Annotated in this window: 13 protein-coding genes; 8 read left to right on the forward strand and 5 right to left on the reverse strand. The window is 35.9% G+C overall.

The window, feature by feature from the left end; all coding sequences use genetic code 11:
• Positions 1–20: 20 nt before the first annotated feature.
• From MKY26_RS20905 to MKY26_RS20915, 3 genes are all read right to left on the reverse strand, one after another.
• Positions 21–1,262, reverse strand: a complete 1,242-nt coding sequence (locus MKY26_RS20905) for an amidohydrolase (RefSeq protein WP_095370602.1) — start codon at positions 1,260–1,262, stop codon at positions 21–23.
• Between the two features lie 17 nt (positions 1,263–1,279).
• Positions 1,280–2,512 (reverse strand): amidohydrolase family protein, encoded by a 1,233-nt coding sequence (locus MKY26_RS20910; RefSeq protein WP_095370601.1) that lies wholly within the window; start codon positions 2,510–2,512, stop codon positions 1,280–1,282.
• A 75-nt stretch (positions 2,513–2,587) separates the two neighbouring features.
• Entirely contained in the window at positions 2,588–4,159 is a 1,572-nt protein-coding gene (locus MKY26_RS20915; protein ID WP_095370600.1) for a glutathione ABC transporter substrate-binding protein, read from the reverse strand.
• 257 nt (positions 4,160–4,416) lie between these two features.
• Between MKY26_RS20915 and MKY26_RS20920 the strand changes: the two genes are divergently transcribed.
• The 8 genes from MKY26_RS20920 to MKY26_RS20955 all read left to right on the forward strand — a co-directional run bounded on the left by MKY26_RS20920 (position 4,417) and on the right by MKY26_RS20955 (position 12,747).
• A complete protein-coding gene (locus tag MKY26_RS20920) occupies positions 4,417–5,319 on the forward strand; it encodes an ABC transporter permease (RefSeq protein WP_341098519.1) in 903 nt (300 codons plus the stop codon).
• Positions 5,320–5,337: 18 nt separating this feature from the next.
• A complete protein-coding gene (gene nikB, locus MKY26_RS20925) occupies positions 5,338–6,258 on the forward strand; it encodes a nickel ABC transporter permease (protein WP_095370599.1) in 921 nt (306 codons plus the stop codon).
• Between the two features lie 17 nt (positions 6,259–6,275).
• Positions 6,276–7,310: an ABC transporter ATP-binding protein gene (locus MKY26_RS20930; RefSeq protein WP_095370598.1), complete on the forward strand. Its 1,035-nt coding sequence runs from the start codon at positions 6,276–6,278 to the stop codon at positions 7,308–7,310.
• Positions 7,294–8,283, forward strand: coding sequence for an ABC transporter ATP-binding protein (locus tag MKY26_RS20935; protein ID WP_095370597.1), 990 nt, complete (start codon positions 7,294–7,296; stop codon positions 8,281–8,283). Before MKY26_RS20930 ends, MKY26_RS20935 begins: the two co-directional genes overlap by 17 nt.
• Positions 8,284–8,504: 221 nt before the next feature.
• The gene (locus MKY26_RS20940) at positions 8,505–9,248 is read left to right on the forward strand and encodes a sensor histidine kinase (RefSeq protein ID WP_095370596.1); all 744 of its coding nucleotides are present in this window, start codon (positions 8,505–8,507) and stop codon (positions 9,246–9,248) included.
• A 24-nt stretch (positions 9,249–9,272) separates the two neighbouring features.
• A complete protein-coding gene (locus MKY26_RS20945; RefSeq protein WP_095370595.1) occupies positions 9,273–9,965 on the forward strand; it encodes a response regulator transcription factor in 693 nt (230 codons plus the stop codon).
• Positions 9,962–11,269, forward strand: coding sequence for a hypothetical protein (locus tag MKY26_RS20950; RefSeq protein WP_095370594.1), 1,308 nt, complete (start codon positions 9,962–9,964; stop codon positions 11,267–11,269). The genes MKY26_RS20945 and MKY26_RS20950 overlap by 4 nt, the downstream gene beginning before the upstream one ends.
• A gap of 14 nt (positions 11,270–11,283) precedes the next feature.
• The gene (locus MKY26_RS20955) at positions 11,284–12,747 is read left to right on the forward strand and encodes a cytosine permease (protein WP_341098520.1); all 1,464 of its coding nucleotides are present in this window, start codon (positions 11,284–11,286) and stop codon (positions 12,745–12,747) included.
• Positions 12,748–12,929: 182 nt separating this feature from the next.
• Here MKY26_RS20955 and MKY26_RS20960 read toward each other — a convergent pair whose 3' ends face one another.
• Positions 12,930–14,177 carry an amidohydrolase gene (locus MKY26_RS20960; protein WP_095370592.1) on the reverse strand — a complete coding sequence of 416 codons (1,248 nt, stop codon included), beginning with the start codon at positions 14,175–14,177 and terminating at the stop codon, positions 12,930–12,932.
• A gap of 18 nt (positions 14,178–14,195) precedes the next feature.
• On the reverse strand, positions 14,196–15,806 hold the full coding sequence (locus tag MKY26_RS20965; RefSeq protein ID WP_445293132.1) for a glutathione ABC transporter substrate-binding protein: 1,611 nt from the start codon (positions 15,804–15,806) through the stop codon (positions 14,196–14,198).
• Positions 15,807–16,270: the final 464 nt, after the last annotated feature.

The following is a 16,270-nucleotide window of genomic DNA, read 5'->3' on the forward strand; positions in this document are numbered from 1 at the left end:
TTCTAGCTTTTAGCTAATATTTAAGTAGTAATAAAAGATTTATGCTGTTGGATTTGGGTGAAATTACCCTTATTGAGTACCGCTTTCCTCTCACTTGTTCTCGCTACTGCCTCAGCAGTACAGGATGCGTTGACTAAAACTAGGCTGGCCTCATCACCTACATTTGGCCATTGATGTTCCCCAGCTTTATTTAATGGTGTAATCCCACCAGTTGCATATTTTAAAGATTGACTAAGTGAGATTTCATCACTCTTTCTATAAGTCTCGCAATACCTCGTTACCTTTTCCAGAACATCTCCGTTACCAAACGGACCCCATGAATCATAAAATCCATCACAACCAAGATGAACATTCACGCCTTTTTTATCCAGTAATGCAATAGGTGGTAGTGATTTTGTGATAGGAATGGTGGACATAATTGAGATCCCCAAATCGCTTAATTGATCACTCATATGCTCAGCTTGTTGTAAAGGAACTTCGCCTAGACAGAAAGCATGGCTAATTGCTACACGATTATGCCATTTTGCTTCTTCGACCATCTCAGCTAACTTGTCAATCGTATAATAGCCTACATGCCCACCATCATGGAGATGGATATCGATATCAACATCAAATTCGGTCGCTAAATTCATTACCTCGAATAATGATTGCTCAATGTTTTTATCTATTCCAGCTGGATCTAACCCCCCAATAAGTGTAGCACCAGAATTTAAGGCTTCTTTCATTAAAGGAATGACGTCCCCTTTTAATAATCCATGTTGCGGAAAAGCGACAATATCATAGGTTAGTTGATCAGAATAGCTATCAAGCGCTTCGTATACGCCTTCTAAATTCTTTAAACCAATGTACGGGTCAATATTTACATGAGTGCGAATATGGGTGGAACCTTTAGAAAGTATAAGTTCAATCATTTTAGAAGCTCGTTGTTTAACTGTAGTTGAGAGTTCCTCTAATTCCATTGCTTCAAGGCGCAACCGTTCTTCTAAGTTTTTGGCAGGTGTACAAGCCTTCCAATCTAGCGATAGGTATGTTTTATCTAAATGATTATGCATTTCTTTTAAGCTAGGTATGGCCAGAAGACCCTTACAATCAATTTGATTCTCTTCAGGAGAAATTTTATCCTTTTTTTCTTTTTTCTCAACAATTTTTCCATCAACAATTTTTAAATGGTATAAGTCTGTTTTGGTGGTATATGTGTTATTTTCATCTCCAACATATCCTACTTCTAGCAATACATTTGTTAGCCAAAATTTATTTTTCACGATATAACCCCTTTCGATTATATAGTTTGCTCTGACCCTAGCTTGCTTTCTACCTTTTTTCCTTTAAAGAAAAGTGATTTGATGGAACCTCTTCTAGCTATGGCTTCAGCGGAACATGATGAATCCACTAACATCATCGTTGCCTCATCGCCTACTTTAGGCCACACTCTTTCACCGTCTGCATTTAACGGTTTAATCCCACCTGTACCATATTTTAAAGCTGTTGATAATGAATGTTCGTCACTCATTTTAAATCGCTCTGCTAAAATAGAAAGTTTTTGAATAGTATCACCTGTTCCAAAAGGTGACCAATGATCAGTAATACTATCATGTCCTACTGAAACAGTAATGCCTATCTTATCTAATAGTGGAACGGGAATAGTTGGTCTATTAATTGGAATTGTTGTAGTAATATCAATTTCCTGTTCCTTTAATTGTTCGCCTATGTCGGTTAGTTTACTTTCATCTAAGTCCCCTAGCGCAATGCCATGACTTATCGTAGCTTTTCCTTTCAACCCTGTTTGTTCAGTATAATATGCCATTCTTTCAAAGGTAAAAGCACCTAATGAGTTCGGATCATGGAGGTGAATGTCTACACCTTTATTATTTTCATTTGCAATATCAAATATAGTATATAATGACTTTTCAATATTACGGTCGACAGTTGCAGGGTCAACGCCACCAACCAATGTAGCCCCATTTCTCATGGCATCTTTAACTAGTTGCACAGAATCACTTCTTAGCAATCCATGTTGAGGGAAAGCGACAATATCATAAGAAAGTACATCTTCATATTTTTTTAAAGCACTTACCGTTGCCTCCAAGTTTTGTAAACCAATGACAGGATCAATATTACAATGTGTGCGTATATGTGTATGCCCATTTGCTATATATAGTTCAATCATTTTTTCAGCACGTTCTTGTGCTGTTGGTAGCAACTTTGGTAATAACTTTTTTTCTTCATCCAATCTTGTAAAGATGCCATTAGTTATAGGTGTACATGCTTTCCATGGACCCCCATAGTATGTTTTGTCAATATGAATATGCATATCTTTTAATGAAGGTAATAACAAATACCCCTGTCCATCTATGCTCAATTCATGAGTATCGGGTAACTGATTGGTTATATCAGTAATCTTGCCATCCTCTATTTTTAGATGACATAATTCTGTTTTTGTCCCTCGGATTTCACCATCTTCTATGTCAAAAGACTTCTCTAGTTTTACATTTAATAACCATTGAATTGTCATTTGTGTACCTCCTAAAGAGTTTTTAAAGGGGAAATAGAGTTTTTTAGCTAGTTAACCCCGTTATAATATAAGATTTTATTTTAGCTTCACTTCATTAATCATTAAATAGTTGGCCGCATTTAACCACATACCACTAACAGTTTTACTGTGAACTGCTAGATGCTCGTAATTACGGATAGGTACATATACAGCCTCATCTAGTTCTATTTCCATAGCTTCTTCATACAATGCTAATCGTTTATCATTATTTGTTTCTTGCCGTGCTGCTTCAATCAATTGATCTACATCCGGGTTACTGTAATAGAAGTGGTTACCTGGTGAACCTTGAGAATCCGAGTGGAATAAGTTGTATTGATTATAATCACCATCACCGGTAGCATTACCCCATCCACCGATAAATAAATCATGGTCAGATTTATCAATTGTATCAATATACGAACCGTATTCCATTACTTGAATTTCTATATTTACACCTATTCCCTTTAATTGTGATTGGATCACTTCAGCCATGTTGATTCTTTCTTTTCTGTCATTCGTAAGTAGTGTTAAGTTAAGGTTATCTTCAAAACCAGCTTCTTTTAATAATTTTTTTGCTTCATTAAGGTCGTAATCAAATGGAGCAACATTTTCGCTATATCCAAATACTTTAGGGCTCATTGCCGAGTTGGCGAGTGTCCCGACATCATTATAAACACCTTTTATGATTGAGTCCCTTTCAATTGCATGGCTAATGGCTTTTCTTACCCTAATATCGTCTAATGGTTTTTTAGAAGTATTAAAGCCTATATATTCTACAGCAAGGCCCTCCGTCCGATATAGCCCCATGCTATCTGATGCCACAATACGGTCAAGTTCAGTTACGGGTACTTGATCATTTATGTGTGCCTCTCCTGTTTCAATCATGGCTAATCTAGTAGCATCCTCTGGCACAACTTTAAAGACGACACGATCCAGACTAGGTTTTTCTCCCCAGTAATCTTTATTTTTGTTTAATGAGATTTCTTGCCCTGACTTCCAATGTTCAAATAGAAAAGGTCCAGTACCTACTGGATGGTCCATTAATTGATCTGGATTTTCTTTTAATACTTTTGGACTTATTATACTTCCCTCTTGGCTAGCTAAAATAGAGAGTAAGGGTGCGTATGGATAGTCTAATAACAATTGCACAGTGTAATCATCTACGATTTTTACTTCATTTATCATACTTAGCTTTTCCCTTTGCGGGGATTCTGTTTTAGGATCTAGCAACCTATCAAATGTTGTTTTCACAGCTTCCGCATTAAATGGCGTTCCATCGTGAAACTTTACTCCCTCCCGAAGCTTAAATTCCCAAGTTGTCTCATTTATTACTTCCCACTCTGTTGCTAATAGAGGCTGTATTTTAAAATCCTTATCAGGGACTACGAGTGTTTCATACACCTTTTGGTAAGTAATATTAGCAGAAGGTATATCTGTAATGAAATGAGGGTCAAGCTTTGTTGCATCTGATAAGCGAACTACTGAAAGTGTACCTCCTTCTTTTGCTGTATCTTCGTTTTCCGCATTTGCACTCTCACTATTAGATTGTGTTGAACATGCTGTGAAAAGAGTTAATACTAATACGATGAATCCTATTAAGATGTTTTTCTTTTGTAACCTTTCAACCATACTTTCCCTTCTTTCTTTTCTTAAGTGAATGTTTACATTAAATTTAATGCTTATCTGCATTATAGAGGATGATTTTTTAAAATATTTATATTATATTTACTTCTTTTTTCATTTTCTTCATAAATATTCTGAAAATTATTTACTTTCTATTTAAATTTGATAATTTTATTCACATGATTATTCTTCAATTCTAAGGGGGACTTACTGTTGGAAACGACCATACTATCCATTCATAAATATTACAGGAGGAAGATGCAATGTCTATTGAAGTAAAATCCGAGCTTAATCATTCAGTGTCTCAAGTTTTAAACAAACCAAAGGAATCACAGATAAAAAATGCATTAGCCATACTTCTTAGCAATAAAGCAGCAATGATAGGTGCAATGATTATTATTTTCTATCTTTTGATTGCGTTATTTGCTCCTTTACTCGCACCTTATGATCCATATGCAATTAACTTGGATAACAAATTTATTCCTCCTTCTGCTGATCATTGGATGGGGACTGATGATAAAGGTAGAGATATTTTAAGCCGCCTTTTGTATGGTAGTCGTTTATCAATGGGCGTAGGGTTTGCAGCAGTAGCTTTTGGCGCATTATTTGGCATAATGTGCGGATTAATCGCTGGCTATTATGGAAAATGGGTGGATTCTATCATTATGAGAGTGATGGATATTTTACTCGCTTTTCCAGGGATTTTACTTGCTTTAGCGATTATAGCTGCATTGGGACCAAGCTTAATTAATGTAACCATTGCAGTAGGGGCATTTTCAGTTCCATTATTTGCTCGAATTGTACGTGGATCCACTCTAGAGGTAAAAAAACTGGAATACATCGATGCCGTTCGTTCACTAGGTGCAAATGATTTCGTCATTATTTTTAAACATATTTTTCCTAATATTCTATCTCCTATTATTATCCAAGGGACTTTAAGATTAGCCACAGCAATTCTTTCAGCAGCAGGGTTGTCCTTCCTTGGATTAGGTGCACAGCCTCCATCTCCTGAATGGGGCACAATGTTAAGTAGTGGGCGTGATTTTTTATTCTCAGCTCCATATATTGCCCTTTTTCCTGGCCTGGCCATCTCAATTTTGGTTCTAGGATTTAATATTTTTGGTGATGGTTTACGAGATGCGTTAGATCCTAGAATGAAAAACTAATAATAGGAGGTTTTGAAAATGGCAATGTTTATTTTTAGGCGATTGTTCCAAACAATCCCGGTCATTATTGGTGTCACTTTTGTTGTATTCTTTATCATGCAGCTAGTACCTGGAGACCCTGCTGTTATTCTAGCTGGAGAAGGAGCGTCTAAGGAGACGATTGAGGCGTTAAGAGAGCAGCTAGGACTGAATCAACCCCTCATTATTCAATACTTTGACTATATAACAAGTCTGTTAAAGGGAGACTTCGGTACTTCATTAAAAAGTAGTCAGCCTGTATTAGACGAGATATTAGTAAGGCTTCCAATAACAATGGAATTAGCTTTTGTTAGTATTCTTATAACCATTTTCCTCGGTATGGCTGCTGGGATCATTGCAGCTATAAAACCATACTCTTTACAAGACATAGGGGTCATGTTAATTGCTTTACTAGGGATTTCATTACCGAGTTTTTGGTTGGGGTTAATGTTAATGTATTTCTTTTCTGTAAAGCTACAAATTCTCCCTGTAGCAGGTTGGGATAGCCCTCTTCATATCATTCTGCCGGCCATTACCTTAGGAGTAGGGGGAGCAGCCATTGTAGCACGAATGACAAGGTCTAGCATGTTAGAAGTAATAGGCCAAGATTATATACGTACTGCACGAGCGAAAGGAATGAAAGAAACAATCATCATATTCAAACATGCTTTAAGGAATGCCCTTATACCGGTAATCACAGTCGTAGGTTTACAGTTTGGTGCTTTACTAGGCGGCACGGTGTTAGTTGAGTCCATCTTTGCTATTAATGGACTAGGGAGAATGATTGTGGATGCGATACGAATGAGAGATTTACCAATGGTTCAAGGCGGGGTTCTAGTCGCGTCACTTATTTTTGTGATTGTGAATCTATTGGTTGATATTTTCTATAGATTATTTAATAAACGTATAGATTTAAATTAAAAATGGGGTGCGCAAATATGGCGGAAAAAGAGATACCTATACTCGAAGTGAAGGGATTAAAGACCTATTTTACTACGAAAAAAGGAACTAGCAAACCGGTTGATGGCATTGATTTCGTTCTGAATAAAGGAGAAACACTTGGAATAGTAGGAGAGTCTGGGTGTGGAAAAAGCATGACTTCTCTTTCGATTCTTCGTCTCATTCCCTCCCCATCAGGAAAAATTGCTGGAGGATCTATCTTATTTAAAGGAAAAGATTTAGTTAAGTTACCAGAAAGTGAAATGAGGAAGGTAAGAGGCAATGATATTTCAATGATATTCCAAGAGCCGATGACATCCTTAAATCCGGTTATACCTGTTGGCGAGCAAATTGCTGAGGCTATTCGATTACATCAAAATTTAGGGAAAAAAGCAGCTTGGGAAAAATCGGTCGAGATGCTTCGTTTAGTAGGCATTCCCTCACCGGAAAAAAGAGCCAAGCAAGAACCTTTTCAACTAAGTGGTGGGATGCGCCAACGTGTAATGATTGCGATGGCTCTTGCCTGTTCCCCTGAAATACTGATAGCTGATGAGCCAACAACTGCCTTAGATGTAACCATACAGGCACAAATTCTTGAAATAATAAAAAACTTACAAAAACAGCTTGGGATGGGTGTGATTATGATTACTCACGATCTTGGTGTCGTGGCAGAAACCTGTGATCAAGTGGTTGTCATGTATGCGGGGAATATTGTAGAACATACCTCTTCTAAGGAGTTATTTGCCAATCCTAAACATCCGTATACACAAGGATTATTAGCATCTTTGCCAAATATAACTGAGGATGTAGAGGAGTTAAGAACAATTGAAGGTACAATTCCTAGCCCGTATAATTTGCCAAAGGGCTGTCGTTTTTCATCAAGATGTCCTCATAGCAAAGATATTTGTTCTGAAAGAAACCCTGAATTATTCGAAGTCAGCGATGAAACAAAAGTGAGATGTTGGATATACTCAGATAATTGGAATAATCAGAGTAAGAGGGAGGAGGGGTGTCTAAATGAAAAGCATAGCTGAGCGAAAAGTACTCCTTCAGGTAAATAATTTAAAACAACATTTTACAGTGAAAAATGATGCTTTGTTTAAGCCGAAAACGGTGGTAAAAGCAGTTGATGGCATTTCATTTGAACTGTATGAGGGAGAAACATTAAGTATTGTAGGTGAATCGGGTTGTGGAAAGTCAACGACTGGCCGAGCTATTCTACGACTAGATGAACCATCAGCTGGTGAGATTTATTTTGGAGGAGAAAATCTCCTTACTGTTAAGAAGAAGGACATGAGAAAGTTACGTGGGGATTTACAAGTTATCTTTCAAGATCCCTTCGCATCACTTAACCCTAGACAAAAAGTAAAACAAATCTTAAATGAAGCGATGGCTACACAGAAGTCAGTTGAAAAAGAGAAAAGGCCGGAAAGAATGAAAGAACTATTAGAATACGTTGGTCTACCGTTAGAATCATTGGAACGATACCCACACGAATTTAGCGGTGGCCAAAGGCAGCGTATTGGCATTGCTAGAGCGCTCGCAGTTCATCCTAAATTAATTATCTGTGATGAAGCAGTTTCCGCATTGGATGTCTCTATACAAGCGCAGATATTAAATTTATTAAAACAATTACAAAGACAGTTTAATTTAACTTTTCTATTCATCTCACATGATTTAAGCGTTGTTAGACATGTATCTGACCGGGTAATGGTTATGTACCTTGGAAAAATCGTTGAAATCGCAGATAAAAAAAGTCTGTTCGATAAACCGATGCATCCATATACACATGCACTATTATCATCAATCCCTGTACCCGATCCTACTATAAAGCATGAACGCATCATTTTAAAAGGGGATGTACCTTCTCCTATTAATCCGCCAAAAGGATGTCGTTTTCATACAAGATGCCCATTTGCTACGGATCTTTGTCAAGAAACTGAGCCAGAGTTAAGGGAGTTGGAGAAAGGCCATTTTGTGAGCTGTCATATGGTGGAAAAAATATAGTGGGATAATAATTTCTCTATACAAAATATTTATAAGAATATAAAATATCAATAAAGGGAGTCTACCCTTTGATCCAAGCGGTAAACAAATTCAAGCATCGAACTTCTCAAAATGGGAACTGAAGTATACTGCTCAATTCCAACTGAAACTTCGATATTTCTATGTCTACACGCTGAAGGGAGTGTATGACTCCCCCTTCTCTTACATAAAGGAGTGGGAAAGTGATATCCCTAGAAAGTTTCTCTATTTATATTATTCTCTGTGTATTAGCACCATTAATTGGCGCTTTCACCTTACTTTTTTTGTTTATCTTTGAGAAAAGAATCGATTTAATAGAGAAAGAGAAGAAAGAGATTGCGATTGAAAGAGAATTACAAATGGCCTTATATAACCAGCTTAACCAAGAAATTCAACCCCATTTCTTATTTAATACGCTTAACTCGATATTAAGTTTAGCAAGGTTAGATAGAAAAAAAGAATTAGTCTATTCAATTGAAACGTTTTCTAAACTATTGAAATTTAAATATCAAACCAACACCAACAATATTACGGTTAATGATGAACTTACTTATATTAAATATTATCTCGAAATTCAAAAGACAAGGTTTAGGGATCGCCTTTTTTATGAGATTGAAGCGGATGAAGATGTTCATCAAGCATTAATTATCCCTTTTTTAATTCAAACCCTTGTTGAAAATGCTTTCAAGCACTCTTTTGAAAAACATATAGGTGAAGCCTTCTTAAAGGTTACAGTTAAAAAGTGTTCACAATCCATACAAGTTACTGTCTGGAACAGCGCGAATAATCAAGCAATCGATGATTATAATGAAGTGGGTATAGGCCTTGAAAATATAAAGGCAAGATTGCATCTATTCTATTCGAAAGAGACGACGAGTATAAATTTACTAATCTCAGAAACTGGGACAACCGTTGTAGCTGTTTTCCCTTATATAACAAAGGAATGAATGATTATAGGAGGGTAAACAAGTATGAATATTTTATTAGTCGATGACGAAATGCTAGAACTTGAACAACTCGAATATTTGATAAAAAACCAATTTCCTAAATGGACGATCTACAAAGCAAATGATGCGTCTCAGGCTGTTCAAATCAACAAGCAACACAATATTTCTCTTGCCTTTTTAGATATTCAACTACCGGGTAAATCTGGTCTAGAGTTAGCCAGTGAATTAGCGCAAAATTATACAATGGATATTATTATGGTTACCGCTTTTCAAAGTTTTGAATATGCTCAAAAATCTATTCGCCTTGGTGTAGTTGATTATATAACCAAACCTGTCATAGAGGATGAACTAATAGGTGTTTTAAATAAATATGAACAATTAGGTCAGTATTCAGAATCAATTATTCAAACGATTCAAATCATACAACAAGAATATAGTGAGAAAATAACACTTAATTACTTGGCTTCAAAGAGTCATATGAATCCAGCTTATTTAAGTAGGAAGTTTCATGAAGAAGTGGGTTTGGGTTTTTCTGAATATTTAAATGATTACCGTCTAAACATAGCCAAGAAGATGTTAATTGAACAGCCGACTTTGAGCATCCATACAGTGTCTGAAAAATGCGGTTTTAATAGTCAACATTACTTTAGTCAAATGTTTCGTAAATTAACTGGAATGACGCCAAGAGAATTTCGCCTAGAGGTGCCCTATCGTTGAATAAACAGGACTATCAATTTTATATAAGTGGAGCAATTAAATTAGGGGTTAGTTTTGGAATCGTGAGCCTATTAGCGAGATGGGTAACGGGGAATACCATCCTTTCCTCACCTGAAACTTTATTAAAGTATGGAATGGTAGGAGGAATAGGCTATTCTCTTATGGGGGCATTAAGCCTGATCCTTTTTGGAATGGTAGCAAAGAGGATACGTCAATCTTTCCCCCACCATTTAACCATTGGTGATGTATTACGTGAGAAACTCAATCCTAGCGGCTACTGGTACATGATTTGTATCCTCTTAATCACGAGTTTGGACTCTATATTCGTGCAAGCGATGGGGGCGGCTATTCTCCTTCATATTGTTTTTCCTATTCCTATTTATTTGGGGATGCTATTATTTTTATTTGTTTGTTTTCTCATTGGTGGAATGGGTGGGATGCAGAGAATTCATCAGCTAGCTAGTGTAAATGTGACATTAATATTTGCTGCTGTCATCATAATTCCTGTTTATTTTTACATTCAAAATGGTGTGCACCCAGTATTTGAAGGAATCAAATTATACCATCCTTACCTGTTATATTTTCAAAACACAGATGCTATGTTGTTTATTATGACTGCTATATTAATTGGATTTGGTCAAGTGATCATTGATCGTTCGACTTGGCAAAGAGTCTTCTTATTAAAACCTGCTAAGGTCCAGTTAACCTTTACTTTAGCAGGTTTTATATGGATGACTATTCCATTGGCTTTGTCATCTTTATTGATGATTATTATCTATAGTGGCAGCTACGATAATATTACTTCTTTATTATTCGAACTAATTAATAGAATTCAAACCACCCTGTTTGTTTTTTTGTTTATTCTATTTTGTTTCAGCGCAATTTCAGCAGCAATTAGTTCAGAATTACAAGCCACCACTGTATTAATCGTGCGAAATATATTACAGGTTTTCTTATCGCTCACCAACAGGGATAAATGGAATCTTACTTATCTAACTTCAGGCTTTATTTGTGTACTTTTATTAGTAGTCGTAAGTATTTTTTCTCCTTCTCTTTTAGAACTATTATTTTTCTTTGGGCATATGTACGCTTCATTAATTATTCCTATGCTCTATATTATCTTAAGTAAAGGACCAATACATTCGATTATTCCCTTTTCCTCATTAATCGGAATGATAGGTGGTTATGCTTTTATATCTGTTGTAGGAAATTTCACTGCTATTTGGATTAGCTTTTTCATTTCCGGTACCCTATGTAGTATTGTTTGGATTTATACCATTTTCAACAACCATTTTAATAAATAATAGGGGGATTATACTTGAATCCAGGTAAATCTATTATGGTAGATAGAGTGGAAGAGGATTTCGCTCTGCAACCTACTAAACCCACCATAAGAAATTTGAACTTCAGTCATTTTTTCTCTTTATGGATGGGATCTATTCATAATATCCCCTCCTATGTAACGGTAGGGGGTTTTTTTGCATTAGGACTTTCTATAACCGAAGTCATGGTTGTTATTCTCGCCTCAGCGTATCTACTTACTATTCTGATACAGCTCAATGGACATGCAGGAAATAAATATGGCATTCCCTTTGTGATGTTTCTTAAAACATCATTTGGCGGTGCAGGTGCTTTATTACCAGGTGTATTGAGAGGAATCATTGCAGGAATTATGTGGTTTGGGCTTCAAACTTATGCTGGGAGCCTTGCAATCACCATTTTAATTGGCCAATTCTGGCCTGCTTATATAAATTTTGGGGGGGAATGGACATTATTTGGTCTTAGCCTTACTCATCTTATTTCATTTCTTGTATTTTGGTTCATCAACTTATGCTTTTCTTTTGGAGGAATGAAAGCACTTGGAAAATTATCCAATGTGATTACTCCATTGGTTTTCCTTATATTCGGAGGCATGAGTATTTGGAGTATTGATCAAGCAGGGGGAGTAGAACCAATCCTTTTGCATGGCGCTACAAATATCTCTGCTACAAATATATTTACTATGATTACTTGCATGTCAGCTTTATTAGCTACTTGGGTGGCGCCTATATTGAGTGTTTCTGATTACACTAGGTATGCTAGAACAACCATTCAACAATCGCTCGGTCAATTTTTGGGGATAATGGTTTCTTATGGCTTATTTGCTGCAGCTAGTATTTCAATTATTAAAGGTACAGAAATGCTTTATGGCAAACCTATTTGGAATATACTTGATGTGATTGGTGAGTTCGATAGTAAGCTAGTGGTTTGTTTATCACTGATTACGGTTTGTTTATCTACGCTTTCTGTTAATATTACCGGAAATATAATTCCTGCTATTAATCAGCTAATTTCTCTTTTTCCAAAGTTAATCAATTCCAAAAGTGCAGCTATTATCATTTCCATAGCAGGGATGGTTATTATGCCTTGGAAGTTGATGGAGAATTCAACAAGTATATTCACATTCTTAAACATGGTAGGTGGATTATTGAGTCCTGTGATTGGAATCATGATTACACAATATTTTCTTATCGATAAAAAGAAAATTGATATAAAGGAGCTCTATCATAATAAAGGAGATCATTATTACTCTAGTGGTGTAAACAAATCAGCTATTTTAGCTATGTGTATGGCAGGGGGATTAAGTCTCTCAGGACATTTTATTTCATCTTTAGAGCCATTATACAATCTATCATTTTTTGTTGGAATCATTTCATCTATACTTTTATACCTTTTGTTTATATTTATGAATACAGTCATTTTTGGCAAATTTGGAAGTAGGCAGAATAAGGCAAGTAGCTAACTAAATGACTTAGCCTGAAATAATGAACAATAGCGAATGATGATTTATATCATAGTTTAGTTGCTCGATTCCACTATTCTCAATGATATAAAACAATCCGAATAATTAGAAGGTAGATTCTTCTCCTAATCATTCGGATACATCTTTTGCTGAAATACTATTTAGTTTCTGCCCATATCTCATTAATCATTAACAGGCTCTTCTATGCATAGTTCACCATAAACTATGTTTCCTTTATACATAACGCCATTTGGTTTTATACGTCTAGCAATGACTTCGGCACTACAAGATGCATCCATAAATAAGAAATTGGCAGAGTCACCGGTTTTTGGCCATTGCTGATGACCATTTCTATCCAAAGTTGTAATGCCGCCTGTAATATATTTTAATATTTGTGATAGAGATATTTCGTTTGTCCATCTATATCGCTCTATTAATCTTGTTGCTCTTTCCAAGATATCCCCATTCCCCGTTGGCCACCAGGAATCAAAAATATTATCGTTTCCAATCGCTACTTGTATACCATATTCGTCTAAGAAATCTACAGGTGGTATATCTCTCCCGGTCGGTAAGCTAGTGACTATAGATATTTCTGCTGCTTTAAGAAGTTCAGCTGTTTTTTTTACTTCATCCAACGATACTCCGCCTAATCCAAATGCATGACTAATGAAAACTCTACCTTGCCACCCAGCTTCTAATGTGAGATGGGCAAGTCTTTTCATTGTAAATGTCCCGAGATGTCCAGGATCATGTAAATGTAAATCGATGTCAGCATTTCCTTCCACAGCAATATCCATTAATTGTACTAATGAAGCTTCGATATTATTATCAACAGTAGCTGGGTCTACCGAGCCTACAATACCTGCCCCATGCTTAACTGCTTGCCTCATATAACTAATCGTGTCTTTATTTAATAAACCATGTTGTGCAAATGCGACGCTTTCAACGCTCATCTGATCGGAGAAATTTTGTATGGCCCTTTGGACTTCTTCTAAGTTTTTAAGCCCAACCTCAGGATAGATATCTACATGTGTCCTGACATGTGTGGATCCAAATGATAGTAATTGTTTCAGGAGCTTTCCTGCTCTAACATGTGTTTGTGAAGGAAGGGATTTTAAAATATTCTTTTCGATATTACAACGCTCTATTACACTTGATGCGGGAAGACAAGACTGCCATTTATCTCCCATATAGGTTTTATCTAAATGGACATGTTTTTCAATAAAGGATGGCATTAACAATAAGCCTTTTACGTCTTTTAGAGGGTAATCATTTGTTATATCTGCTAAGGTATTCGTAATCTTTTCAATCTTCCCATGACTAATGAATAAGTGAACCGTTTCTGTCTCTGTTCTAACTGCTTGGCCATTCTCCCATTTAAATCCACTCTCTATCTTTACATTTTTAAGCCAATAGGTTTGATAATTCAATGTATATTTTCCTCTCTATTAATCTTTGTTTATTAAAATATCATTGATTTCTAAGTAACCAGCAGCGCTTATAGAAAAATGATCAACATTCTTCGCAACTGCCGCTAAGTTTTCTATCACTCTTACAGGCACATAAGCAGCGTCTTCCATTTCTATTTCTTGTGCTTTTGCATAAAGTTCCAAGCGCTTCTCTTGATCGGTCTCAGCTCTCGCTAATTCAATTAACTCATCGACTTCATTATTGCTATAAAAGAGCGTATTGCCTGTGGCACCGTGTGAGCTTGAATGAAAAAGATTATATTGATTATAATCAGCATCACCTGTTGCATTCCTCCAACTAATGAGAAATAATTGGGAATCTCCTTTATTCACTTGCTCCACAAATGAACCATACTCAAGAACCTGAATGTTAAGTTTGATTCCAATTCCCATTAGTTGCGATTGTAATATTTCTGCAAGATTTATTCTTTCTTTGTTATCCATTGTGAGTAATGTAGCTTCAAAGCCATTTGCATAACCAGCAGCGCTCAGTAATCTCTTCGCTTCGTTTAGATTATATTCATAAGCTTTTAAGTCCTCATGATAACCGAACACTTTTGATCCCATTAATGAATTGGCTCTATGTCCAATTTTATTAAAAGCCCCATCAATGATTGCATCCATCTCAATGGCATGTGATATAGCTTTTCTCACTTGAACATCATTAAAAGGTAGTGCCTGCATATTAAAACCAAGATATTCTGTACCAAAGCCCTCGCTACGGTACACATTCCCTTTCTTTGATGTTTCAACCGTTTCAATCATATGGATAGAAAGAGGTTCTGCAATATGTGCTTCACCAGTTTCAATCATAGAAACTCTTGTTGTTTCTTCAGGCACTACTTTAAATTCGACTCGGTCGATATGTGGGGGATTTCCCCAATAGTTTTGATTCTTATTCAATATAATTGCTTGACCGGGTGTCCATGACTCAAATGTAAATGGCCCAGTCCCATTAGGTTCTTTTATGACCTCTCCTTTATATTTTTCGATCGTTTTTGGATTAATAATTCCCCCTTCATGGCTTGCTAAAATCGATAGTAAAGGAGAGAATGGTTCGGAAAGTATGAATTGTACAGTATAATCATCTAAAACTTTTATCTCTTCGACCATTTCAAAGGCAGAAGCTTTTGGGGCACCTAGGTCAGGGTCTAACACCCTTTCAAATGTCTCTTTAACGGCATCAGCATTAAAGGGTGTCCCATCATGAAAGGTTACTCCATGTTGCAAATGAAACTCCCATGTCGTATCATTTACCTGTTCCCAACTTTCAGCTAATAGAGGAACAATATTTTCATTTTTATCTCTAGCAACTAATCCTTCATAAACCTTTCCATGAGTCACACTGGCTGCATTAATAGTCGACATAAAGTGGTGATCTAAGTTATCCACGTCTGATTGCCTGGCAATAATAAGTGTTCCTTCATTACCGTTCCCGTTTTTAGAATCATTGCTTTCTAAAGTAACATTGTTACTTGTTGAACATCCTGAAATGACTACTAAAATGAATAATAATAAACCCAGCTCTTTTATTTTTCTCCTCAATCCTATCCCCCCTAAAGTATGGTACAAATAAATTGTTTCAATCATCTAATTATATTAATATTCTGATAATATTCTTTGTAAATTCTTTACTTGTTTTTACGCTTTTTTTACTTTCTTATCTTTTTGGAAAAATGTAAAGTTGAAGCCATTTCGTAAAGTCAGTCATTTTGTTGTTTTTCTAAAAGAAAAAGGTGAAAGCCGCATCTGATGAAAACTTAAATATAATGATTTTTATCAATAATTGCTGATTTTCTTGGTGAAAAAAAGTTGTCCAACTAACTTTTTTCGTGTGATTTTATCCATATAATTGATCCTTTATTACTGAAATTTGGTCGGTAATTCAACTTGGTTAGTGATAATAAAAGAATTTTCTTGGCATATGTTTAAAAAAGTGAAAAAAATTGGTATTTTTAAAGTAGTATTAAATGATTGCTAACCCAGTAAAGGAAAGTCTATATATAAAAGGAGTGACTCTATGAAACCGCTAACGATAGCTACCTTGACTAGTT

The organism is Cytobacillus sp. FSL R7-0680 (genome assembly GCF_038009245.1).
GTDB lineage: Bacteria > Bacillota > Bacilli > Bacillales > Cytobacillaceae > Cytobacillus > Cytobacillus kochii.

Coding starts and splice junctions, on each gene's coding strand:
- MKY26_RS20910 (WP_095370601.1), bottom strand. CDS start 2,512: ATGACAATTCAATGGTTATTAAATGTAAAACTAGAGAAGTCTTTTGAC.
- MKY26_RS20915 (WP_095370600.1), bottom strand. CDS start 4,159: ATGGTTGAAAGGTTACAAAAGAAAAACATCTTAATAGGATTCATCGTA.
- MKY26_RS20920 (WP_341098519.1), top strand. CDS start 4,417: ATGTCTATTGAAGTAAAATCCGAGCTTAATCATTCAGTGTCTCAAGTT.
- nikB (WP_095370599.1), top strand. CDS start 5,338: ATGGCAATGTTTATTTTTAGGCGATTGTTCCAAACAATCCCGGTCATT.
- MKY26_RS20930 (WP_095370598.1), top strand. CDS start 6,276: ATGGCGGAAAAAGAGATACCTATACTCGAAGTGAAGGGATTAAAGACC.
- MKY26_RS20935 (WP_095370597.1), top strand. CDS start 7,294: ATGAAAAGCATAGCTGAGCGAAAAGTACTCCTTCAGGTAAATAATTTA.
- MKY26_RS20945 (WP_095370595.1), top strand. CDS start 9,273: ATGAATATTTTATTAGTCGATGACGAAATGCTAGAACTTGAACAACTC.
- MKY26_RS20965 (WP_445293132.1), bottom strand. CDS start 15,806: ATGATTGAAACAATTTATTTGTACCATACTTTAGGGGGGATAGGATTG.